The sequence below is a fragment of the Sphingomonas sp. SAFR-052 genome (assembly GCF_051965015.1).
GTDB lineage: Bacteria > Pseudomonadota > Alphaproteobacteria > Sphingomonadales > Sphingomonadaceae > Sphingomonas.
This window is the reverse complement of the sequence record NZ_JBQCMO010000001.1, coordinates 418,993-439,769: the sequence shown is the minus strand read 5'-3', so window position 1 is coordinate 439,769 and position 20,777 is coordinate 418,993. Positions and strand designations below refer to the sequence as shown.

Genomic DNA, 20,777 nt, shown 5'->3' with positions numbered 1-20,777 from the left:
CAACGACCGCGACGACGCGGCGAGCGATAGGGGTGAGGATGCGGATTTTCGTGACGATCGCAGCGGCGACGCTGCTGGCCGGATGTGGCCTGAGCCCGGCACAGGGCGGTCCCGAACTGGTAGTGAGCGGCCCGAGCGAGGCGGTCGCCGCCTTCGTCCGGCAACAGGGCGCACACAAGCCCAGCCGCGCGACGACCTTTCCGCAATCGGTCGGCCCCGGCCGGTCCAGTGCGCGCGTCATGACCCCCGCCGGCACCGGTGCCGACACCCTGCGCCAGATCGCGCAGCAGGCGACGATGGCCGGGCTGACCGCGGCGGTCGTCGCCGCCAACTAACGCACCGATCCGAAAACAAAACGCCGCGTTAACTAAATCTTGGCGCGTCGGATGGCATGTCGGCCATATGGTATCGGCCTGTCGGACCCTGATGATCGCGCTGCTCATGGCGTTCGGCGCGTTCGCTGCCGTGCCGGCACGCGCGCAGGCCGGCATCGTCGGGACCTCGGTCGCGACCTGTATCAGCCGCGTCGAGCCCGGCGACACCGTCCGGGGGGTGCTCGCCCGGCCCGACCGGTTCGACTGTACCACCCGACAGACCAGCTTCGGTCCCGGCGACTACTGGGTGCTGTCGGGTCGTTTGCCCAAGCCAGCCGATCCGGCCGCGCCGATCCGCCTGCGACAGGCCAGCCTGTGGCAGGATTCGCTCGCCGTCTATGCGATTGCCGCCGATGGCCGCATCGCCGAATGGATCGACGACAATGTCGGCATCGGCCGCCATATCCAGCTGGGCGCGATCGTCGAACACCGTTTCGTGCCCGATGGCGCGCCGATCGAGCGAGTGCTGTGGCGGGTCGACGGCAGCGCCAACATGCGCGGCATCTTGCTCGGGGCCCGCGTGACCGGCGATGCCGAGAGCGAGCGTTCGAACTTGCTGCTCGCCGCGCTCTATGCCGGGTTCATCGGCCTGTGCGCCGGTCTGCTCTTCTATAATTTCGCGCTGTGGCGGGTGCTGCACCATGATTTCCAGATCGCCTATTGCGGGCTGCTCGCCTGCCTGGTGATCTATGCGCTGTCGTCATCGGGAATCCTCGCATGGTTCCTGCCCGAACTGGGCAACAACCGTCGCATCCTGACCAGCTATGTCGTGCTCTCCTGGGGAATGGCCTCGGCGCTTACCTTCTGCGCCTGCTTCTTCGAACGCCGCATCCTCGATGGCTGGCCGCTCCGGCTGGTGCAGACGGTCATCGCCGTCTTCGCGACGATCGGGGCGCTGCTGATCGCGGTCGGGCCGGTCGCCATCGCGATGCTCGACCGGCTTTACTCGCTGGCGATGTTCGTCGCACCGGTCGTGGTCGGACTGGTGGTGTGGCACGCCTGGCAAAGGCGCAGCGACTATCTGTGGCTGTTCGCGATCAGCTGGGCGTCGCCGATGGCGATGCTGATCGTCCGTTCGCTCTACAATCTCAATCTGCTGGCATGGAGCTTCTGGATCGACAATTCGACGCTGGTGGCGATGAGTATCGAGACGCTGACGGCCAGCATCGCCATCGCCTATCGCATCCGCGTGCTCAGCCGCGAACGCGACGAAGCGGTCCGGCAGGAGGCGATCTCGCGCGAGCTGGCCGATACCGATCCGCTGACCGGCCTGCTGAATCGACGCGCCTTCCTGTCACGGGCGATCGCGGCGGAAGGGCCGCGCACGTTGATGCTGTTCGACATCGACCATTTCAAGCAGGTCAACGATACGATCGGGCACGACGGCGGCGACGAAGTGCTGCGTCAGTTCGCCCGCACGCTGCGCTTCCACGCCCCGCCGGGCGTGCTGGTCGCGCGCATGGGTGGTGAGGAATTTGCACTGCTTGGTCAGGAGGGGGCGATGCCTGATCCCGACGTGTTGCTCGCCAATGTCCGCGCGCAACGCCTGCCCTACGACCTGCGTGTCACCAGCAGCATCGGCATCTGTCACGGGCCGCTCGCCGACGACAATGACTGGAAACGTCTCTATCGCCTCGCCGACAAGGCGCTGTTCGAGGCAAAGGCCGCCGGCCGCGACCGTGCCGGCCGGGCACCGTCGCTGCCGCTCGCCGCGTGACGCCCGCGGTTTCGGGCGGCGCAACCCGGCTTGCATGACGCGCAACGCCTGCTTACACCTTTGTAAATGAGCAGCGCCGCACCGATCCTCGACCGCTACGCCCATCCGGTTCGCTGGGACGAACCGATCCCGCCGATGTCGATGGTGACGCTGTTCGAGGAATCGGCCGCCCGCCGCGGTTCGGCACCGCTCATCGACTTTCTCGGCCGCCATTACAGCTATGCCGAGACGAAGAATGGTGCGGACCGCGTCGCCTGCGGCCTCGCCAGGCTCGGCTATGGTCCGGGCGACCGCATCGGCCTGTTCCTGCCGAACGTGCCACATTATGTCGCCGCCTATTACGGCATCCTCAAACTGGGCGCGACGGTCGTCAATTTCTCGCCGCTCTACACCGCACAGGAACTGGCGGCGCAGGTGGAGGATTCGGGGACGAAGCTGCTGTTCACCCTCTCCGCCTCGGCGCTGCTACCCACCGCGCTGGAGGTGTTGGAACGCAGCTCGCTCGAACGGCTGGTGGTGGGGTCGGTCGCCGGTGCGCTGCCCGCTGCCAAATCGCTCTTCTATCGCTGGTTCCGATCGCAGGAGGTGACACCGCGGCCCGCCGATCCGCGCGTATCGGCCTTTTCCGCGCTGATCGCCAATGACGGCGGCTGCGTGACGCCGCAGATCGATCCGACCCGTGATCTCGCGCTCATCCAATATACCGGCGGCACGACCGGCAGTCCCAAGGGCGCGATGCTCAGCCACGCCAATATGTCGGCCAATGCGCGGCAGGTCGCGTGGCTCGACCCCGACGGCAATACCAGGCTCGACCGCATCCTCGGCGTGCTGCCGATGTTCCACGTCTTCGCCAATACCTGCGTCCTCAACCGCACGGTCGTGACCGGCGGGGAAATCGTGATGCTGCCCCGCTTCGACGCCGGACAGGTGCTGGCAGCGCTCGACCGGACCAAGGCGACGGCGCTTCCCGGCGTTCCGACCATGTACCGCGCGCTGCTCGACCATCCGCGACTGAAGCAGACCGACTTCTCGTCGCTGCGCTACTGCATATCGGGCGGTGCGCCGATGCCCCCCGAACTGAAGGAACGGTTCGAGGCGGCGACCGGCGCGACGCTGGTCGAGGGGTACGGCCTGTCCGAAAGCTCCGGCGTGGTATCGTGCAACCCCTATGCCGGGCCGCAACAGGCCGGCAGCATCGGCCAACCCATTGCCGGCACCCGCGTCCGGCTGGTCGACAAGGGAAATCCGAACCTCGCTCCGCCCGCCGACGAACCGGGCGAGATCGTCGTCGCCGGCCCGCAGATCATGTGCGGCTATTGGCGGCGGCACGATAGCGACGACACGACCTTCTGCGTCGATGCCGACGGCACCCACTGGCTGCGCACCGGCGATGTCGGCACCATCGACGACGACGGCTTCATCCGCATCGTCGATCGGCTGAAGGACATGATAGCGGTCGGCGGGTTCAAGGTGTTCCCGAGCGAGATCGAACGCGTCCTCTACCACCACCCCGCCGTCCGCGAGGCGCTGGTCGTCGGCCTGCCCAACGACTATCGCGGCGAAAGCCCCCACGCCTATGTGACTCTGGCGGAGGATGCAGAGGTCGACGGCGATGCGTTGAAGGCATGGCTGAACCCCCAACTCGGCAAGCATGAGCGGGTGGACGAAGTCGTCGTCCGCCTGACCCTGCCGAAAACGATGATCGGCAAATTGAGCCGCAAGGACCTGATCGCCGAGGTGATGGCCGAACGCGCCTGATCGGCCGCCCTTCCGACCTGCACCGAAATCCGGTAAAGGCCGGCCGATGACTACCGCTCCAAAGACCTTCCACGTCAAATCCTTCGGCTGCCAGATGAACGTCTATGACGGCGAGCGCATGGCCGAATTGATGGCGGCGCAGGGCATGACCGCCACCGACGACGCCAATGCTGCCGATCTGGTCGTGCTCAACACCTGCCACATCCGTGAAAAGGCGACCGAGAAGGTTTATTCGGACATCGGCCGTCTGCGCAAACACGGCGCCGACCCGATGATCGCCATCGCCGGCTGCGTCGCGCAGGCGGAGGGCGAGGAGATCGTCCGCCGCGCAAAGGTCGATGTCGTCGTCGGCCCGCAGGCCTATCACAACCTGCCGCAACTGGTCGCCGATGCGGCGGCGGGCAAGCCCGCGCTCGACACCGACATGCCGCCTGAATCCAAATTCGGCCACCTTCCGACCCGCCGCCGCAGCGGCCCCAGCGCGTTCCTGACCGTGCAAGAGGGGTGCGACAAATTCTGCACCTATTGCGTCGTGCCCTACACCCGCGGCGCCGAGATCAGCCGCCCCTTCGCGCGCATCGTCGACGAGGCGAAGGCGCTGGTGGACGGTGGCGCGCGCGAGATCACGCTGCTGGGGCAGAACGTCAACGCCTGGACCGATGCCGATGGCTGCGGTCTCGACGCGCTGATCCGCGAACTCGACCGCATCCCGGCGCTACAGCGCATTCGCTATACGACGAGCCACCCCAACGACATGACGCAGGGCCTGATCGACGCGCACCGCGACGTCGAGAAGCTGATGCCATTCCTGCACCTGCCGGTACAGGCCGGCAACGACCGGGTGCTCAAGGCGATGAACCGCAGCCACACCGCCGACGGCTATCTGCGCCTGCTCGACCGCGTCCGCACCGCCCGCCCCGACATCGCACTGTCGGGTGACTTCATCGTCGGCTTCCCCGGCGAAACCGATGCCGAGTTCGAGGATACGCTGCGCCTGGTCGACGCGGTCGGCTATGCGCAGGCGTTCAGCTTCAAATACTCGCCCCGCCCCGGCACGCCCGCCGCCGACATGGCCGGCGAAGTCCCCGTCGCCGTGATGGACGAACGGCTGCAACGGTTGCAGACGGCGCTGCTGCGCGATCAGAAGGCGTTCAACGACCGGGCGGTCGGCCGGACCTGTCAGGTGCTGGTCGAACGCGAAGGCCGCCACCCCGGCCAGATGCTCGGCAAGTCACCGTGGCTGCAATCGGTCCATTTCCTGACCGATGCGAAGATCGGCGACATGGCCGAGGTCGAGATCGTCGCGACCGGTGCGGTCTCGCTCTCGGGCGTGGAGCGGGTGCGGGCCGCGGCGTGAGCGACCTCGCGACGCGCGGGCCGATCGGCGACGACCTCGCCTATCTCCGCGCCACCTATCCGCAAGCCGACTGGCGCCGGCATGCCAATTTCGGCCAGCTCGCCGATTTCTGGCTGCACATCCACGCGACGCTGCGTGCCGAGGCGGCGGCGGTCGCAACGTCGCTGACCGCCTTCCGCGACGGCAGGCTCGACGCGCAGGCATTCCAACGGCGGTTCGTGCCTGACCTTAATCGCTTCCTGCAGCATCTGAACGGCCATCATCAGATCGAGGATCACGCCTATTTCCCCAAATTTCGCGCGCTCGATCCCCGTATGGCGCGCGGTTTCGACCTGCTCGACGCCGATCACCACGCGATTCACGACGCGTTGGAGGCGAACGTGACGGGTGCTCGCACACTTTTGGCCGCGCTCGGGGGGTCCGGCGCGGTGGATCGCGCCGCCGCCGACTATGCACAACGGTCGCAGACGCTGCTGGCGATGCTGAACCGCCACCTCGCCGACGAAGAGGATCTGGTGATCCCGGCGATGCTCGAACATGGCGAACGCCGCGTCAGCTGAAAAAAATCGATCCGTTGATACTTTGTATCAGCAACGAATGCCAACCGGTTGCATTGTGCTGGCGACCTCCTCCATCAACGGAAATCCAGCATGACGACCCCCGCACAGGGCTATGCCGCGCAATCGGCCGACAGCAAGCTCGCCCCCTTCTCGTTCGAACGCCGCGATCCGCAGCCGACCGACGTCGCGATCGACATCCGCTATTGCGGCGTCTGCCACAGCGACCTCCACACCGCGCGCGGCGAATGGCCCGGCACGCTCTACCCCTGTGTTCCGGGACACGAGATCGTCGGCACGGTGACTGCCGTTGGCAGCGACGTGACGAAGTTTGAGGTCGGCGACACCGTCGGCGTCGGCTGCATGGTCGACAGTTGCGGCGAATGCCCGTCCTGTCACGAGGGTGAGGAGCAATATTGCACCGGCACCGGCTTCGTCGGTACTTACAATGGTCCCGATCCCGTGCTCGGCGGCCACACCTTTGGCGGCTATTCGGATCATATCGTCGTCGATCAGGATTTCGTGCTGCACATCAAGCATGACGATGCCGACCTCGCCGCCGTCGCGCCGCTGCTGTGCGCCGGCATTACCACCTATTCGCCGCTCAAGCACTGGAAGGTCGGACCGGGCCAGAAGGTCGGCATCGTGGGTCTCGGCGGCCTCGGCCATATGGGCGTGAAGATCGCCGCTGCGATGGGTGCCGAGGTCTATGTCTTCTCGACCTCTCCCAACAAGCGCGACGACGCGAAGCGACTGGGCGCGAAGGATCTGATCGTGTCGAAGGACGCCGACGCGATGGGCGAACATGCCGGCAGCTTCGACTTCATTCTGAACACCGTCGCCGCCAGCCACGACCTCGACCAGTTCCTCGCCCTGCTCAAGCGCGACGGGACGATGACGTTGGTCGGCGTGCCCGAAACCCCGCATCCCTCGCCTTCGGTCGGCAACCTGGTCTTCGGCCGCCGCTCGCTCGCCGGATCGCTGATCGGCGGCATCGCCGAGACGCAGGAGATGCTCGACTTCTGCCACCAGCACGGCCTGACGGCGGACATTGAAACGATCGCGATGGACGAGATCGAAACCGGCTATGACCGGATGCAGAAGAGCGACGTGAAGTACCGCTTCGTCATCGACATGGCGACGCTGAAGTAGGCGCAAGCGGGGGACGCGACCTTCCATGCGTCCCCCGTCGTTTTCCACTGTCGCGACGCCGTCCGCTCTGCCACTATCGCCCGTGATGCTGCCACGCCGCTCCTGGCCCCACCGCCCGCCTTCGTGCGTTTCAGGCGATATGCGCCGCTCCCATCTTCGCTACGCTGCCACCGGCCGGACGCATTTCGCGTTTCGGCCGCTTTTCGAAAGGATCGCATGAGCCGCAAGCCCGTCCCCGCCGTAGCCGGCCAGCGCGCCCGCGCCGAACTCAGCTTCGACAAGCCGCAACTCCTCTCGCGCCTGTTCGGCGAATTCGATGCCAACCTGCTGGCGCTGGAGGAACGGCTGGGCGTCTACATCACCGCCCGTGGCGACCGCGTCGGGATCGAGGGGTCGGCTGAGGCAGTGGCCCATGCGCGCGAGGTGCTGACCGAACTCCACCGCCGCATCCTCCGCGGCGAGGAGGTCGACCCCGGTCTGATCGACGCGGTCATCGCCATGTCGTCGCAGCCCGCGCTCGACGGCATCTTCCGCGCCGAAAGCGGCCAGGGCGCGCCGTCGATCATGATCCGTACGCGCAAGAAGACGATCGTCCCGCGCACCGTCGCGCAGGCCAGCTACATGCACCAGCTGCTGTCGAACGATATCATCTTCGCATTGGGGCCGGCGGGTACCGGCAAGACCTATATCGCCGTCGCGCAAGCCGTGGCGCAGCTCATCACCGGCAGCGTCCAGCGCCTGATCCTGTCGCGCCCGGCGGTCGAGGCCGGTGAGAAGCTCGGCTTCCTGCCCGGCGACATGAAGGAGAAGGTCGATCCCTATCTCCGCCCGCTCTACGATGCACTAAACGACTGCCTGCCTGCCGAGCAAGTCGAACGGCGCATCCTGTCGGGCGAGATCGAGATCGCGCCGATCGCCTTCATGCGCGGCCGGACGCTGGCCGACGCCTTCGTCATCCTCGACGAGGCGCAGAACACGACGCCCGCGCAGATGAAGATGTTCCTGACCCGCTTCGGACAGAACAGCCGCATGGTCGTGTGCGGCGATCCCAACCAGACCGACTTGCCCGGCGGCGTGCAGGCATCGGGCCTCGCCGATGCCACCCGCCGGCTGGAAGGGATCGAGGGCATCGCCTTCGCTCGCTTCGGCGCCGGCGACGTGGTCCGCCACCCGATCGTCGGGCGTATCGTCGAGGCCTATGAGGGCAAGGATGCTTGAGTTGAGGGATATCCTGCCTTAGCTTGTGGGATATCCTTTTGGAGACCGGTGATGGCGTCGTTGTATATCAAGGATGCGGCTACTGCCGCGGCGGTCGCGCGCGTCGCCAAACGGCTTGGCACGAGCAAGACTCAAGTCGTGCGCGATGCCATCCGCCGGGTCGAGGACGATCTCGACAAGACTACGCGACGCCAGGACCTGCGCGAATGGATGCGGGAATATCGCGCGAAACATCCGCTTCCCCCTCCGACCGGACTGAAAGCGGACAAGGCGTTCTACGACTGGCTCTCGGGCGAGGAGGACGATTTTGACCCTGTTCGTTGATGCGTCGGCGCTGGTCGCGATGATCGCAGGCGAACCGGACGGCGAAGCACTGATGGTCCGTTTGATGGACGATCCTGACCCCCTCTGGTCTGCGATGACCGAATGGGAAGCCGTACTCGCCTTGTGCCGCTCCTATCGCTACCCGATCGAACGCGCCCGACAGGAAGTCCGCGACACTGCGACGGCCGCGGCGTTACGCCGGGTCGACATCGGAAGCGACGAATCACAGGTCGCGCTCGAAGCCTTCACCCGCTACGGCAAGGGCCGCCACGACGCCAAACTCAACATGGGCGATTGCTTCGCCTATGCCTGCGCCCGTACCAACAAAGCCACATTGCTCTACAAGGGCGACGACTTCGCAAGGACCGACCTCAGATGATCGAGATCGCCGTACAGGCAGAGGCCGACTGGCCGCAGGACCAGGATTGGGAAGCGCTCGCCACCCGTGCCGCGACCGCCGCGATCGGCCGTACGCCGCAGGGCATCTGGCTGACCGATCCGGCGCTGATCGAGATCGCGGTCCGGCTGACCTCCGATGACGAGGTGCAGGCGCTCAACCGCCAGTACCGGCAGAAGGACAAGCCGACCAACGTCCTGTCCTTCCCGATGATCCAGCCCGACCTGCTCGACACCGTTACCCAGAACAGCGACGATGGCGAGGTGCTGCTCGGCGATATCGTCCTCGCGCACGGCGTCTGTGCCGCGGAAGCCGCCGAACGCGGCATTTCGGTGGCCGATCATGCCACGCACCTGATTGTCCATGGTTGCCTGCATTTGCTAGGCCATGACCACCAACATGATGCCGAGGCGGAAGCCATGGAGGCGATCGAGCGTTCGACGCTCGCCGAACTCGGCCTGCACGATCCCTATCCGGTTACAGAGGACTGACACGACCATCATGGCCGACGTTTCGACCAGCACCACGCCCGGCGACAGTAGCAGCTCCGAAGGGGGCATATGGCGGGGGCTGCGCTCGCTGATCTTCGGGGAGGACGCCAGCGAGACGCTGCGCGAACGGATCGAGGAAGTGATCGCAGCGCATGAGGACGAGAACGACGCGCCGGTCGCGGGGGATTTGTCGCCGATCGAGCGGAAGATGTTGCGCAACATCCTCCATTTCGGCGAACGCGACGCGGGCGACATGGGCGTGCCCCGTGCCGACATCGTCGCGCTGGAGGAGAACACCCCCTTCGCCGACGTCGTGAAGCTGTTCGCCGAAGCCGGCCACAGCCGCCTGCCGGTCTATCGCGAAAAACTCGATACGATCGTCGGCATGGTCCATGTGAAGGACGTGTTCGCGATTCTGGCCAAGGGCGAGGAACATCCGCCGACCGCGATCGGCCTGTTGCGCCAGCCGCTCTACGTTCCGCAATCGATGGGCACGCTCGACCTGCTCGCGCAGATGCAGGCCAGCCGCACGCACCTCGCCATCGTGCTCGACGAATATTCGGGCACCGACGGCCTCATCACCATCGAGGATCTGGTCGAGGAGATCGTCGGCGAGATCGAGGACGAGCATGACGAGGCTCCGACCGACCTGTTCGTGCCGCTCGACGGTGGCGCCTGGGAGGCCGATGCCCGTGCCGAACTGGAGGACGCCGCCGAACTGATCGATCCGCGCCTCGGCGAGGTCGACGAGGATGTCGAGACGCTGGGCGGCCTCGCCTTCGTCCTGGCCGGCGAAGTTCCCAAACAGGGCGCATGCCTCGACCATCCCTCGGGCTGGCGGATCGAAATCATCGCCGCCGACACCCGCCGCGTCCTGCGCCTGCGCCTCCACCCGCCCCACCCGCAAATCGAGGAATAAATCCTCCCCGCCCGCAAGGCGGGGGACCGCCCCGAACGAACCGCCGTTCACATCATAGCAAAAACCGATCACCGACCGCGATTCAATCGGTTTCACAAAACAACTCGCCGTCGCTATCAGAGCCTACCGGATCGGTTCGTAAGTCCCCCTTCGAACCGATCCGACGGGCCGCCGGCGCTGTCTCCCTTGTGACCGGCGGCCCTTTCGCTCCCCCTTCCCCCGCCGCCCGCACCGCCCTATTCATGGCGTATGCGCAAACACGTCATCCGCTTCGGCCTCGTGCTGCTGGTCCTGATCGCCGGGCTCGCCTTCTACCTCACCCGACCCGATCGGGCACAGCTGAGCGAGAATGCGGTGGCCGGGCGCACGCCGCAATTGACCCAGGTCCGCGACCAGTGGTTCCCGACCGTTCGCGTCGCCGACCCGATCGGCTGGCAGAACGGCCAGACCCCGACCACGCCTGCCGGCCTGCAGGTCCAGCCCTTCGCCAAGGGCCTCGACCATCCGCGCTGGCTCTACCGCCTCGCCAATGGCGACGTGCTGGTGGCCGAAAGCAACAGCCCCCCGCGCGAGGGGGGCGGCATCACCGGTTGGTTCATGCGCCTGTTCATGGACAAGGCCGGCGCCGGCACCCCGTCCGCCAACCGCATCACCCTGCTGCGCGACGCCAATGGCGACGGCGTGGCGGAGGCGCGCTCGGTGTTCCTGACCGGGCTCAACTCCCCCTCGGGTATGGTCGTGGTCGGCGACCAGCTCTACGTCGCCAATACCGACGCGCTGGTCCGCTATCCCTTCCGCCTCGGCCAGACCCGCATCACCGCCCAACCGGAAAAGATCGTCGACCTGCCCGGCGGCGGCAATCACTGGGCACGCAACGTCGTCGCCGATCCCGATGGCAAGTCGCTGTACGTCAGCGTCGGCTCTGCCTCGAACATCGCCGAAAACGGTCTGGAGATCGAAAAGAACCGTGCCGCGATCTGGCAGGTCGATCCGGCGAAGAAGACGTTCCGCATCTACGCAACCGGCCTGCGCAACGCCAACGGCATGGCGTTCGAACCGCGAACGAAAGACCTGTGGACCGTCGTCAACGAACGCGACATGCTGGGGTCGGACATGCCCCCCGACTACCTGACCAAGGTCGAATTCGGCGGCAACTATGGTTGGCCGTGGCACTACTGGGGCGGATATATCGACGACCGCGTCCAGCCGCAGCGCCCCGATTTGCGCCAATATGTCGCCCGTCCCGACTATGCGCTCGGCGCGCACGTCGCCCCGCTCGGCCTCGCCTTCACCGCCGACATGCGGCTGGGCGAACGCTTCGGCAACGGCGCGGTGATCGGGCTGCACGGATCGTGGAACCGGGTGCCGCCCTCGGGCTACAAGGTCGTCTACGTCCCCTTCGCCGCCGATGGCTTCCCCGTCGCCAATGCCAAGCCGATCGACCTGCTCACCGGCTTCCTGACCGCCGATGGCAAGGACGTGCATGGCCGCCCGGTCGCGGTGATCGCCGACCGCACCGGCGCGATGCTGGTCGCAGACGATGTCGGCAACACCATCTGGCGGGTCAGCCAGCCGCTCGCGGCGCGCTGAGCCGCGCTATTTGAAGACGTGCCACCGGCACGTTCAGCGGCTCCGGCCCGCTCCCCCACCCGGCCACCCATGCATGATACGATGTGGGTGGCCGGGTGGGGGAGCGGGCCGGAGCCGTCTTAGCCGAGGCGCTACTTCAACAGCGCCGGCCCGTCGCGACCCAGCTTCTCCTTGATCTTGTTCGCGAACATCGCGAGCATCGGCGGCAGGTCGAGCACTGCATGAACATGCGCGTCGTGCATTTCACAGCGTGCCTGCACCGTCTGCCCCATCCCGCTGACCGTGAAATACAGCGTGTCGCCGTCCCAGCGTTTGTCGTGCAACGTTCCGCCGGGGATCATGCCGGCCAGCTTGTCGATCCCGCTGTCGATCCGCTGCCGCACGCCCGCGCGGCCGAGCTGGTGGGGAATATCGACGGTCACCGGTTGGTTCATTGGGAAACTCCTTCGCCCGCCGACTTAGTGCGCCACGCTGTTCGAAAACAGGTTCATCACGATCACGCCGGCGATGATGAGCGCCATGCCGACCATCGCCGGCCCATCCAGCCGCTGCCCCTGCCAGACCCACGCGATGCCGGCGACCAGCACGATCCCGACCCCCGACCAGATCGCATAGGCAACTCCGGTCGGCACGCTCTCCAGCGTCCGCGACAGGCAGTAAAAGGCGACCGCATAGCCGATCACCGTCACCAGCGACGGCCCGATCCGGGTGAACCCGTGCGTGGCGCGCATCGTCGAGGTCGCGATCACTTCGGCGATGATCGCGATGGCGAGCCAAAGATACGGGTTCATGGGTTGGAGATAGGGATGCCACAATTGACTTGAAAGCGTAGCCGCCTTCGCAACTTCGTCACCCCGGACTTGATAGAGACCTCGGCGAAACACCTTCGCCTTTCCTGAAACCCTTCCGTACCCCCGCGCAGGCGGGAGTCCAGGGGCCAAGCAAAACAAAGCTTTGCGAACGTCGCTCTGGATCCCCGCCTTCGCGGGGATACGGTGGAGCGGCCGTTCGCAGCGGTCTCGACTTGATCGAGGGTCCCGCTTCCTCCGTCGATCGCGCAGATTACCTCCAAGACTGCATGGCCCCGGATTAAGTCAGGGGTGAAGCATTGTCCTCCGCAAACGCATCGCATAGGCGAAGCGCACCCCCTTGCACCCATCCGCCACAAGCCGGATATGCGCCGGGTGCCTGCCCTTCTCGCCCTGCTCGCCGGCCTGACCTCGGCCCTCGGCTTCGCGCCGCTCCAATGGTGGCCGATCACGCTGGCCGCGTTCGCGCTGTGGCTGTGGGTCGTCCACCGCGCACCGACGCTGAAGTCGGCCTTGTGGCGTTCCTGGCTGTTCGGTGTCGCCCATTTCACCATCGGCAACAACTGGATCCAGCACGCGTTCGACTTTCAGGACCGGATGCCGCCCGCGCTCGGCTATGTCGCGGTCGTCGGCCTGGCGCTCTACCTCGCCATCTATCCGATGCTCGCGGGCGGCATCGCGTGGAAGCTTGGCCGACACAGCGACCGCCCTGATTTGAGCTTCGTCCTGATCGCCGGTGCCGCGTGGATCGGCACCGAATATCTCCGCGCGATCGTCTTCACCGGCTATGCGTGGAACCCGATCGCCGTCATCTGGGTGCCGACTCCCTTGCGCGCCCTTGCCGCCTATACCGGCACCTATGCGCTGTCCGGTCTGACCGTCGTCGCCAGCGCGCTGCTGCTCCTCCCCCGGCCGAAAATCCGTGCCGGCGTCATCGTCGCGCTCGCGCTGCTGATGCTGGTTCCCGGTCAGACGGCCGCGACGCCGCCCGCAACCGCCACCACCCCCCGCGTCCGCGTCATCCAGCCGAACTTCCCGCAAGAGGTCGTCCGCAGCGAAGGCTATGACCAGCGCCTGCTCGACAAGCAGATCGAACTGTCCGGCACCCCCGGCCCCGCCCCGCGCCTGATCGTTTGGCCCGAAGGCACCGTCAATTTCTACCTCGAGGACGGTTATCCGCCCTTATGGTACCAGCAATCGCCCGCGCTGCTGCGCGCCCGCATCGCCAGCACGCTCGGGCCGAGCGACGCGGCGCTGGTCGGCGGCACCGCGCTGTTCTTCGGGGCCGACGGACAGGTGACCGACGCCGGCAATTCGGTCTTCGCCATCACCCCCGACACGCGCATCGTCGGCCGCTATGACAAGGCGCATCTGGTTCCCGGCGGCGAGTATCTGCCGATGCGTTCGATCCTCCAGCCGCTCGGCCTCTCGCGGCTCGTGATGGGCGATATCGACTTCCGCCCCGGCCCCGGCCCGGCGACGCTGGCGCTGCCCGGCTTCGGCCCGGTCGGGATGCAGATCTGCTACGAGATCATCTTCTCGGGACAGGTCATCGACCGCGCGCACCGCCCCGCCCTCCTGTTCAATCCGTCGAACGACGCGTGGTTCGGCCGCTGGGGTCCGCCCCAGCATCTGGCGCAGGCCCGCCTGCGCGCCGCCGAGGAAGGGCTGCCGATCCTGCGCTCGACCCCGACCGGCATTTCGGCGGTGATCGATGCCACTGGCGGCCTCGTCGCATGGATCCCGATGGCACAGGCTGGCGCGATCGAGGTGCCGATCCCCGCGCCGCATCCCCCCACCCTGTTCGCGCGCGTCGGCAACTGGATGGCGCTGCTGGCGATAGTTTTGCTGTTCGGCGTCGCGATTGCCATCCGCCGCCGCGCGCGCTAGGGCAGTCATATAAGGAAAGCTTTATATGCGGCATGGCAACGGCCGCGCGCTTTCCCTCTAACCAGAGGAAGTCCATGCGTTCCAATTATCTCTTCACCTCGGAATCGGTTTCCGAAGGCCATCCCGACAAGGTCGCGGACCAGATTTCCGACTCGATCGTCGACCTGTTCCTGTCGAAAGACCCCGAAGCGCGCATCGCCTGCGAAACGCTGACCACCACCCAGCTGGTCGTGCTCGCCGGTGAAATCCGCTGCAAGGGCGTGTTCGAAAACGGCGCATGGGCCGACGGCGCACAGGCCGAGATCGAGCGCACCGTGCGCGAAACCGTGAAGAAGATCGGCTATGAACAGTCGGGCTTCCACTGGGAAAGCTTCCGCTTCGAAAACAACCTGCATGCGCAGTCGGCGCATATCGCGCAGGGCGTCGATGCGTCGGGCAACAAGGACGAAGGTGCCGGCGATCAGGGCATCATGTTCGGTTTCGCCTGCGACGAAACGCCCGACCTGATGCCGGCGACGCTCGACTACAGCCACAAGATCCTCGCGAAGATGGCCGCCGACCGCCATTCGGGCGCCGCGCCGTTCCTCGAACCCGATGCCAAGAGCCAGGTCACGCTGCGCTTCGAAAACGGCAAGCCGGTCGCCGCGACCGCGATCGTCGTCTCGACCCAGCATGCGCCGGGCTATGACAATGGCGACAAGGAGGCCGAGCTCCACAATTATGTGAAGTCGGTCGTCGCCGACGTGCTCCCGGCCGATCTGCTGTCGGACGCAACCGAATATCACATCAACCCGACCGGCAGCTTCGAAATCGGCGGCCCGGACGGTGACGCAGGGCTTACCGGCCGCAAGATCATCGTCGACACCTATGGCGGCGCGGCTCCCCATGGCGGCGGCGCGTTCAGCGGCAAGGACCCGACCAAGGTCGATCGTTCGGCGGCCTACATCACCCGCTATCTGGCGAAGAACATCGTCGCAGCCGGCCTCGCCAAGCGCTGCACGATCCAGCTCGCCTATGCGATCGGCGTGTCGAAGCCGCTGTCGCTCTATGTCGACACCCACGGCACCGGCACCGTCGGCGACGACGCGATCGAGAATGCGATCGCCGGCATCGCCAAGCTCGGCGGCCTGACCCCGCGCGGCATCCGCACGCATCTGGGCCTGAACAAGCCGATCTACCAGCCGACTGCCGCCTATGGCCATTTCGGCCGCAAGCCGGAGGGCGATCTGTTCCCGTGGGAAAAGACCGACCTCGTCGACGATCTGAAGGCCGCCTTGGCTGCCTGATCCAATACGGACCTATTGGCTAGACAAGCCGTTGAATTTGCGGGAGGTTCGCCGAAAGGGGCGGACCTCCCGTTTTCATATCCGCCCGTCAGGGGGATAGGATGCAGGGTTTTGCCAGGCGGCTGTTCGCAATCGGACTGGCTTCGCTAACGCTGGGCGGCGCGTCGCCTGCCGCAGCGCAGGTCACCAAAAGCACGATCGCCGCCCCTGCCGATCAACCCTATCGCTTCCGGCATAGCGGCCTCGTCATCCCGGCCTCGCTCGACGGCATGCGCCGCGTGGCGATCGAACAAATTGGCGGTTCGGAACTCGACGTCTTCGCCAATTACCAGCGTGGGTCCGAAGCGGTCACCATCTATGTCTTTCGCATGGCCAGCGGTGCGGCGCCGGTCTGGTTCGACCGCGCCCGCACCATCCTCGAAGCACGTCGCGACGTTTACGGCACGATTACCCCCATCCTTCCCCCGACCGCGTTCACCCCGCCGGGACAGGGCGTTGCCAGCGGCTTGATCGCGGGCTGGTCGGTCTCGCGTCCACCCTATCGCGGCACCGTCCTCGCCATGGTCCCGCTCGGCGAATGGCTGGTGAAGGTCCGTTATAGTAGCACGACGCTCGACGGTACCGGCATCGCGGCACGGATGCCGGCGGTACTGACGGCACTTACATGGCCGACCGATTTCGCCGCCCCCGTCGCGGCTAAACCCGTCGCCGATTGCCCGACGCCGCTGGCATTCCCGACCACGGCGAAGGTGCAGCGCGATCCGAAGATGCTGTCGGTCGCCGCCTTGACCGGCGGATTGCTGGCGGTGGGCCGCGCGCTCAAGGACAAGCCGAAACCGGGTGTTGCCGCCGTCCCCGCAAAACCGGTTATCTGGTGCCGCGATTCCGCGACCGGGCCGGCCGGCGGCGTCTATCGCGAGGATGCGTCGGCCGAGTCCTATCTGCTGGCGTTCAGCGATTCGGGTCGTGCCGCGCTCGTCCAGCCCGACCCGGCCACCGGCCGCATTGCCAAGACCAATCTGCCCGGCTGGTCGGTGAACCTGATCGATGTCGGTAACGTGCTGGTCTACCCGCCCTTCACGGCGCTGCCCCGCCCCCGGCAGGTGATGGACGCGCTGCGACGCCCCGCGATGGCGCACGTCCCCAACTGGGGGAACGACACGAACCGCATCACGATCAATCCGAACGCGCTCGGCGACAAGCGCTGAGGGCCGGTCGCTTTCCTACACGGTGCGGTACGTGATAGTGCATCCGCTGTCGTCGCTGGACGGACGCGCCGCGTCCCCTTGCAGCGTTCCGATCGAAGGTGACACCTGCCCGGCTTGCCGAGAAGGTTGCTAACCTACTGCGGCAGATGGCTTTTTACCGAACTGAACCTCGCCGGCCCTTTCCGGGACAAGCTCCCGGCGCGCAAGTGTCAACTTCCAGCACCCCCCACCCACCTAAACATCTGAGATACCTGCGCTAAACCATCGACCAAACGAAGATTCGCGCAACCTTCGTCAACTTCCGTCCGGCACCGGCAGCACCCTTGCGACCACCGCCTCGGCAACCAGTCCGATGACCGCCCCGACCGCGACGTCGATCGGAAAATGCGTCCCTCGCGGCACTTGGATCGCCGCCACCGCCGCCGCGCCGGCATAGGCTGGACCCGCCGCGCCCGGATATTCCCGCGCCACCGCCCGCGCCACCGCCAGCGCCCCGGCAGTATGCCCGGAAGGGAACGAGTTCTGCGGCCCCTCATCGGTATCGCCGGGCTTGGGCCGGTGATCCTCGCGGTCGCTGAACAAATGCGGTCGCGCCCGGTCGACATTGGCCTTGATGACCGATTTGGCCAGCGTCGCCAGACCATGGGCGGCCAGCATCCTGACGCCGGTCCGCGTCAGCCGCGCATCGCCCCGCCACAGCCCGATCGCGATCGTGGTCAGGTTGATCGCGACCGTCGGCGGCTGGTCGGCCACCTCGCTCAGCCAGCCGGCCACCTTGACCACCGGATGATCGTGCAGCTCGCGGGCCAGCCCCCGCCCCGCATCGATATCGGCATCGACCAGCCGCTTCGCCTGTTCCTTCGCATCGCGTTTCTTGCCCATGGCATCCGAACCACCGGCGGACACGGAAGCTCCCTTGTCGGATCACCGCCGCGCCGGGTAGGAGCGCGGCGATGAACGATCCCACTACCATTCGCCGCCTCTATGGCCGTCGACAGGGCCACAAGCTGCGCCAGGGACAGGCCGCGCTTGTCGAGGAACTGCTGCCCCGCGTCTCGGTTCCCGAAACTGGGCCGCTCGATTCGCGCGTCCTGTTCGGAGACGACCGGCCCGTGGAGGTCGAGATCGGCTTCGGCGCCGGCGAGCATCTGGCGGGACAGGCGACCGCGCGGCCCGACCATGGCTTCATCGGCTGCGAACCGTTCCTCAACGGCGTGGTCGGTGCGCTCAACCATATCCGCGACGGCGAACTGGCCAATGTCCGCCTGCACATGGGCGACGCGCTCGAGGTGATCGAACGGTTCCCCGATGCTTCGCTGGAGCGCGTCTATCTGCTCCACCCCGATCCGTGGCCAAAGGCGCGCCATGCCAAGCGGCGGATGATGAACCACGGCCCGATGGACCTGATCGCCGCCAAGCTGCGTCCGGGCGGCGAGTTCCGGCTCGGCACCGACGACCCGACCTATTGCCGCTGGGCAATGATGGTCATGGACCAGCGCCGCGACTTCGCATGGCAGGCGCAGACCGCCGCCGACTTCCTCACCCGCCCCGCCGACTGGCCCGAAACCCGCTACGAACGCAAGGCACGGCGGCAGGGCCATGAAGTCTGGTACTTCCGCTACGTCCGCCTCTAGACCGCGACGGGGCTCGCCACCCGGCCGCTCTCGCCGAAGATGCGGAGATAGCGGGCGATGTCGGCCGGGTCGCCGGTCGCCTTGGCCGGATTGTCCGACAGCTTGACCGCCGGGCGGCCATTGGCGCTGACGACCTTGCACACCAGCGAGATCGGCTCCAGCCCCTCGCCGCCCAGCGGATCGCAACCGCGGAAGTCGTTGGTCAGGTTGGTCCCCCAGCCGAAGCTCATCCGCACCCGGCCGTGAAAGTGGCGGTAGGTCGCCATGATGCTGTCGACGTCCATACCGTCGGAGAAGATCAACAGCTTCGACCGCGGATCGACGCCGCGTTCCCGCCACCAGCGCAGGATCTGCTCGCCGCCCTCGATCGGCGGCATGCTGTCGGGGCGGAAGCCGGTCCAGTCGGCCAGCCAGTCGGGCGCGTCGCGCAGGAAGGCGGTGGTGCCATAGGCATCGGGCAGCGCGATCAGCAGGTTGCCGCCATAATGCCGCCGCCACTCCGCCAGCACCCGGTACGGCGCGGAGGCGATGCCTGCGTCGTCCCCGGCCAGCGCCGCCTCGACCATCGGCAGTTCGTGGGCGTTGGTGCCGATCGCCTCGACCCCCGCCTGCATCGCCAGCAGCACGTTGGACGTGCCGACGAACCGATCGCCCAGCCCCTCCTGCAACGCCTCGACACACCAGCGCTGCCACAGGAAACCATGCCGACGCCGCGTGCCGAAATCGGACAGGACCAGGTCGGGCAGCGCCCGCAGCCGCTCGACCTTGTCCCACAGCCGTGCCTTTGCCCTCGCATAGGTGACGTCGAGTGCGAACCGGCCGTGATCGCGCAGCGCCGCCCGTGCGCGCAATTCGTTGACGATGGTCAGCGCCGGAATTTCCCATAACGAGGTTTCCGCCCATGGCCCTTCGAAGTGCAGCTCATACTGCCCGTCGCGCACCGACAGGTCGTAGTCGGGCAGGCGAAACCGGCCGAGCCAGTCGATGAAGCCGGGCGAGAACATGCGCCGCACGCCGTAGAAACTGTTGCCGGCCAGCCAGATCAGTTCCTGCTTGCTGAACCCTACCGTCCGTGCATGGTCGAGCTGAGCGCGCAGTTCGCCCTCGTCGATCACCTCGGCCAGCCGCACCGACTTGCTGCGATTGATGACCGCAAAGGTCGCGCGGACGTCCGGATGCACCTCGCGGATCATCTGCACCATCAGCAGCTTGTAGAAATCGGTGTCGAGCAGGCTGCGCACCACCGGGTCCAGCCGCCAGCCATGGTTCCACACGCGGGTCGCGATATCGGTCACCACCATCGATCGGCCTTTCGGAACCTGGATATCTGCGGGTCGAAATCCGCCCCTGGCTCCGGTCGCCCGCAGCGTAACGTGACCGGCGGATCCTGTATCGACGGGGACTGAGGCATCTTCCCTCCGCCTTAGCTTTATGTTTTTGGGATATGCAATTGGCCAGATACGGGAGGTTGGAGATGGCCGACGTGATCGTCGTGGTGGATACGCAGGCGGACTTCATCCTGGCCGACGGTGCGCTACCGGTTGCGGGGGCGGAGGCGATCGTCGAACCGCTGACCGATTGGCTGAACGCGCGCACCGCCGACGACACTGCCGCGATCGTCTTTACGTTCGACACCCATTTCGCCGACACCTATCCGATGAGTGCCGAGGCCGAACTGTTCCCGATCCACTGCGTCAAAGGAAGTGCGGGTTGGCGCAACCTGATCGATCCGCTGTCGATGCCCCCCGCCATCCCGTGCCGGACGGTCGAAAAAGGGGTGTTCGACATGTGGGCGGAGGACGGGCTGGTTCTCCACGATCCGCGCGGGATCGCCGCGCCGATCGACCGCGAGGCCTTCTTCGCCGATCTGCGCCACAGCGGCGTTTCGCGCGCGATCGTGGTGGGCGTCGCCGCCGATTATTGCGTCCGCTGGGCGGTCGACGGCCTGATCGCGCGCGGCTTTACGGTTACCGTACCGGCGGCGCTGACCCGCGGGATCATCCGTTCGATCGAACAGGTCGTCGCAGAGGATTTTGAGAGTCAGGTGGCTGTCCTGTAATTGTGCAATCCCAAGTCGAGCATGTTCAATCACTTGG

At 66.4% G+C, this 20,777-nt stretch carries 21 protein-coding genes; 17 read left to right on the top strand and 4 right to left on the bottom strand.

The genetic code is table 11. The features are described 5' to 3' along the window. The first annotated feature begins 38 nt into the window (after positions 1-38). From ACTHQV_RS02060 to ACTHQV_RS02005, 12 genes are all read left to right on the top strand, one after another. Entirely contained in the window at positions 39-335 is a 297-nt protein-coding gene (locus ACTHQV_RS02060) for a hypothetical protein (protein WP_440488117.1), read from the top strand. 91 nt (positions 336-426) lie between these two features. After that, positions 427-2,091: a diguanylate cyclase domain-containing protein gene (locus ACTHQV_RS02055; RefSeq protein ID WP_440488116.1), complete on the top strand. Its 1,665-nt coding sequence runs from the start codon at positions 427-429 to the stop codon at positions 2,089-2,091. A gap of 66 nt (positions 2,092-2,157) precedes the next feature. Further along, positions 2,158-3,849 (top strand): long-chain-fatty-acid--CoA ligase, encoded by a 1,692-nt coding sequence (locus ACTHQV_RS02050; RefSeq protein WP_440488115.1) that lies wholly within the window; start codon positions 2,158-2,160, stop codon positions 3,847-3,849. A 46-nt stretch (positions 3,850-3,895) separates the two neighbouring features. Next, positions 3,896-5,206, top strand: a complete 1,311-nt coding sequence (gene miaB, locus ACTHQV_RS02045) for a tRNA (N6-isopentenyl adenosine(37)-C2)-methylthiotransferase MiaB (protein WP_440488114.1) — start codon at positions 3,896-3,898, stop codon at positions 5,204-5,206. Continuing rightward, positions 5,203-5,766 (top strand): hemerythrin domain-containing protein, encoded by a 564-nt coding sequence (locus ACTHQV_RS02040; RefSeq protein ID WP_440488113.1) that lies wholly within the window; start codon positions 5,203-5,205, stop codon positions 5,764-5,766. The genes miaB and ACTHQV_RS02040 overlap by 4 nt, the downstream gene beginning before the upstream one ends. A 90-nt stretch (positions 5,767-5,856) precedes the next feature. Then, on the top strand, positions 5,857-6,915 hold the full coding sequence (locus tag ACTHQV_RS02035) for an NAD(P)-dependent alcohol dehydrogenase (RefSeq protein ID WP_440488112.1): 1,059 nt from the start codon (positions 5,857-5,859) through the stop codon (positions 6,913-6,915). A 216-nt stretch (positions 6,916-7,131) separates the two neighbouring features. Further along, the gene (locus ACTHQV_RS02030; RefSeq protein ID WP_110151408.1) at positions 7,132-8,133 is read left to right on the top strand and encodes a PhoH family protein; all 1,002 of its coding nucleotides are present in this window, start codon (positions 7,132-7,134) and stop codon (positions 8,131-8,133) included. Positions 8,134-8,184: 51 nt separating this feature from the next. After that, positions 8,185-8,457 (top strand): type II toxin-antitoxin system VapB family antitoxin, encoded by a 273-nt coding sequence (locus ACTHQV_RS02025; protein ID WP_440488111.1) that lies wholly within the window; start codon positions 8,185-8,187, stop codon positions 8,455-8,457. Beyond that, entirely contained in the window at positions 8,441-8,836 is a 396-nt protein-coding gene (locus tag ACTHQV_RS02020; RefSeq protein WP_440488110.1) for a type II toxin-antitoxin system VapC family toxin, read from the top strand. Before ACTHQV_RS02025 ends, ACTHQV_RS02020 begins: the two co-directional genes overlap by 17 nt. Then, positions 8,833-9,345 (top strand): rRNA maturation RNase YbeY, encoded by a 513-nt coding sequence (gene ybeY / locus ACTHQV_RS02015; RefSeq protein WP_440488109.1) that lies wholly within the window; start codon positions 8,833-8,835, stop codon positions 9,343-9,345. Before ACTHQV_RS02020 ends, ybeY begins: the two co-directional genes overlap by 4 nt. Before the next feature lie 10 nt (positions 9,346-9,355). Beyond that, positions 9,356-10,264, top strand: coding sequence for a hemolysin family protein (locus ACTHQV_RS02010; RefSeq protein ID WP_440488108.1), 909 nt, complete (start codon positions 9,356-9,358; stop codon positions 10,262-10,264). Between the two features lie 249 nt (positions 10,265-10,513). After that, positions 10,514-11,854, top strand: a complete 1,341-nt coding sequence (locus tag ACTHQV_RS02005) for a PQQ-dependent sugar dehydrogenase (protein ID WP_440488107.1) — start codon at positions 10,514-10,516, stop codon at positions 11,852-11,854. A 131-nt stretch (positions 11,855-11,985) separates the two neighbouring features. Here the strand turns inward: ACTHQV_RS02005 and ACTHQV_RS02000 are convergent, their stop codons facing one another. Both ACTHQV_RS02000 and ACTHQV_RS01995 read right to left on the bottom strand, forming a co-directional pair. Further along, positions 11,986-12,288: a polyhydroxyalkanoic acid system family protein gene (locus ACTHQV_RS02000; protein ID WP_440488106.1), complete on the bottom strand. Its 303-nt coding sequence runs from the start codon at positions 12,286-12,288 to the stop codon at positions 11,986-11,988. 24 nt (positions 12,289-12,312) lie between these two features. Further along, positions 12,313-12,645, bottom strand: coding sequence for an SMR family transporter (locus tag ACTHQV_RS01995; RefSeq protein WP_440488105.1), 333 nt, complete (start codon positions 12,643-12,645; stop codon positions 12,313-12,315). Between the two features lie 384 nt (positions 12,646-13,029). Here ACTHQV_RS01995 and lnt point away from each other — a divergent pair, with 384 nt between their 5' ends. From lnt to ACTHQV_RS01980, 3 genes are all read left to right on the top strand, one after another. Beyond that, a complete protein-coding gene (gene lnt, locus ACTHQV_RS01990) occupies positions 13,030-14,553 on the top strand; it encodes an apolipoprotein N-acyltransferase (protein ID WP_440488104.1) in 1,524 nt (507 codons plus the stop codon). A gap of 74 nt (positions 14,554-14,627) precedes the next feature. Continuing rightward, positions 14,628-15,839: a methionine adenosyltransferase gene (gene metK / locus ACTHQV_RS01985; RefSeq protein WP_440488103.1), complete on the top strand. Its 1,212-nt coding sequence runs from the start codon at positions 14,628-14,630 to the stop codon at positions 15,837-15,839. Positions 15,840-15,940: 101 nt separating this feature from the next. Next, complete coding sequence (locus ACTHQV_RS01980) at positions 15,941-17,047, top strand: hypothetical protein (protein ID WP_440488102.1); 1,107 nt, start codon at positions 15,941-15,943, stop codon at positions 17,045-17,047. 294 nt (positions 17,048-17,341) lie between these two features. On the opposite strand, the gene ACTHQV_RS01975 is transcribed toward ACTHQV_RS01980, so the two are convergent. Then, complete coding sequence (locus ACTHQV_RS01975) at positions 17,342-17,953, bottom strand: phosphatase PAP2 family protein (protein ID WP_440488101.1); 612 nt, start codon at positions 17,951-17,953, stop codon at positions 17,342-17,344. Positions 17,954-18,000: 47 nt separating this feature from the next. Here ACTHQV_RS01975 and trmB point away from each other — a divergent pair, with 47 nt between their 5' ends. Then, entirely contained in the window at positions 18,001-18,681 is a 681-nt protein-coding gene (trmB, locus tag ACTHQV_RS01970) for a tRNA (guanosine(46)-N7)-methyltransferase TrmB (RefSeq protein WP_440488100.1), read from the top strand. Here the strand turns inward: trmB and pncB are convergent. Further along, the gene (pncB, locus tag ACTHQV_RS01965) at positions 18,678-19,982 is read right to left on the bottom strand and encodes a nicotinate phosphoribosyltransferase (RefSeq protein WP_440488099.1); all 1,305 of its coding nucleotides are present in this window, start codon (positions 19,980-19,982) and stop codon (positions 18,678-18,680) included. The two genes, trmB and pncB, sit on opposite strands and share 4 nt — an antisense overlap. Positions 19,983-20,155: 173 nt before the next feature. Here pncB and ACTHQV_RS01960 point away from each other — a divergent pair, with 173 nt between their 5' ends. Then, positions 20,156-20,740, top strand: a complete 585-nt coding sequence (locus tag ACTHQV_RS01960) for an isochorismatase family protein (protein ID WP_440488098.1) — start codon at positions 20,156-20,158, stop codon at positions 20,738-20,740. The last annotated feature ends 37 nt before the right edge of the window (positions 20,741-20,777 follow it).

Bases quoted from the DNA above. Each gene is read 5' to 3' on its own strand.
- ACTHQV_RS02060 (WP_440488117.1), top strand. From the start codon at position 39: ATGCGGATTTTCGTGACGATCGCAGCGGCGACGCTGCTGGCCGGATGT.
- ACTHQV_RS02055 (WP_440488116.1), top strand. From the start codon at position 427: ATGATCGCGCTGCTCATGGCGTTCGGCGCGTTCGCTGCCGTGCCGGCA.
- ACTHQV_RS02050 (WP_440488115.1), top strand. From the start codon at position 2,158: ATGAGCAGCGCCGCACCGATCCTCGACCGCTACGCCCATCCGGTTCGC.
- miaB (WP_440488114.1), top strand. From the start codon at position 3,896: ATGACTACCGCTCCAAAGACCTTCCACGTCAAATCCTTCGGCTGCCAG.
- ACTHQV_RS02035 (WP_440488112.1), top strand. From the start codon at position 5,857: ATGACGACCCCCGCACAGGGCTATGCCGCGCAATCGGCCGACAGCAAG.
- ACTHQV_RS02030 (WP_110151408.1), top strand. From the start codon at position 7,132: ATGAGCCGCAAGCCCGTCCCCGCCGTAGCCGGCCAGCGCGCCCGCGCC.
- ACTHQV_RS02025 (WP_440488111.1), top strand. From the start codon at position 8,185: ATGGCGTCGTTGTATATCAAGGATGCGGCTACTGCCGCGGCGGTCGCG.
- ybeY (WP_440488109.1), top strand. From the start codon at position 8,833: ATGATCGAGATCGCCGTACAGGCAGAGGCCGACTGGCCGCAGGACCAG.
- ACTHQV_RS02010 (WP_440488108.1), top strand. From the start codon at position 9,356: ATGGCCGACGTTTCGACCAGCACCACGCCCGGCGACAGTAGCAGCTCC.
- ACTHQV_RS02005 (WP_440488107.1), top strand. From the start codon at position 10,514: ATGCGCAAACACGTCATCCGCTTCGGCCTCGTGCTGCTGGTCCTGATC.
- ACTHQV_RS02000 (WP_440488106.1), bottom strand. From the start codon at position 12,288: ATGAACCAACCGGTGACCGTCGATATTCCCCACCAGCTCGGCCGCGCG.
- ACTHQV_RS01995 (WP_440488105.1), bottom strand. From the start codon at position 12,645: ATGAACCCGTATCTTTGGCTCGCCATCGCGATCATCGCCGAAGTGATC.
- lnt (WP_440488104.1), top strand. From the start codon at position 13,030: ATGCGCCGGGTGCCTGCCCTTCTCGCCCTGCTCGCCGGCCTGACCTCG.
- metK (WP_440488103.1), top strand. From the start codon at position 14,628: ATGCGTTCCAATTATCTCTTCACCTCGGAATCGGTTTCCGAAGGCCAT.
- ACTHQV_RS01980 (WP_440488102.1), top strand. From the start codon at position 15,941: ATGCAGGGTTTTGCCAGGCGGCTGTTCGCAATCGGACTGGCTTCGCTA.
- trmB (WP_440488100.1), top strand. From the start codon at position 18,001: ATGAACGATCCCACTACCATTCGCCGCCTCTATGGCCGTCGACAGGGC.
- pncB (WP_440488099.1), bottom strand. From the start codon at position 19,982: ATGGTGGTGACCGATATCGCGACCCGCGTGTGGAACCATGGCTGGCGG.
- ACTHQV_RS01960 (WP_440488098.1), top strand. From the start codon at position 20,156: ATGGCCGACGTGATCGTCGTGGTGGATACGCAGGCGGACTTCATCCTG.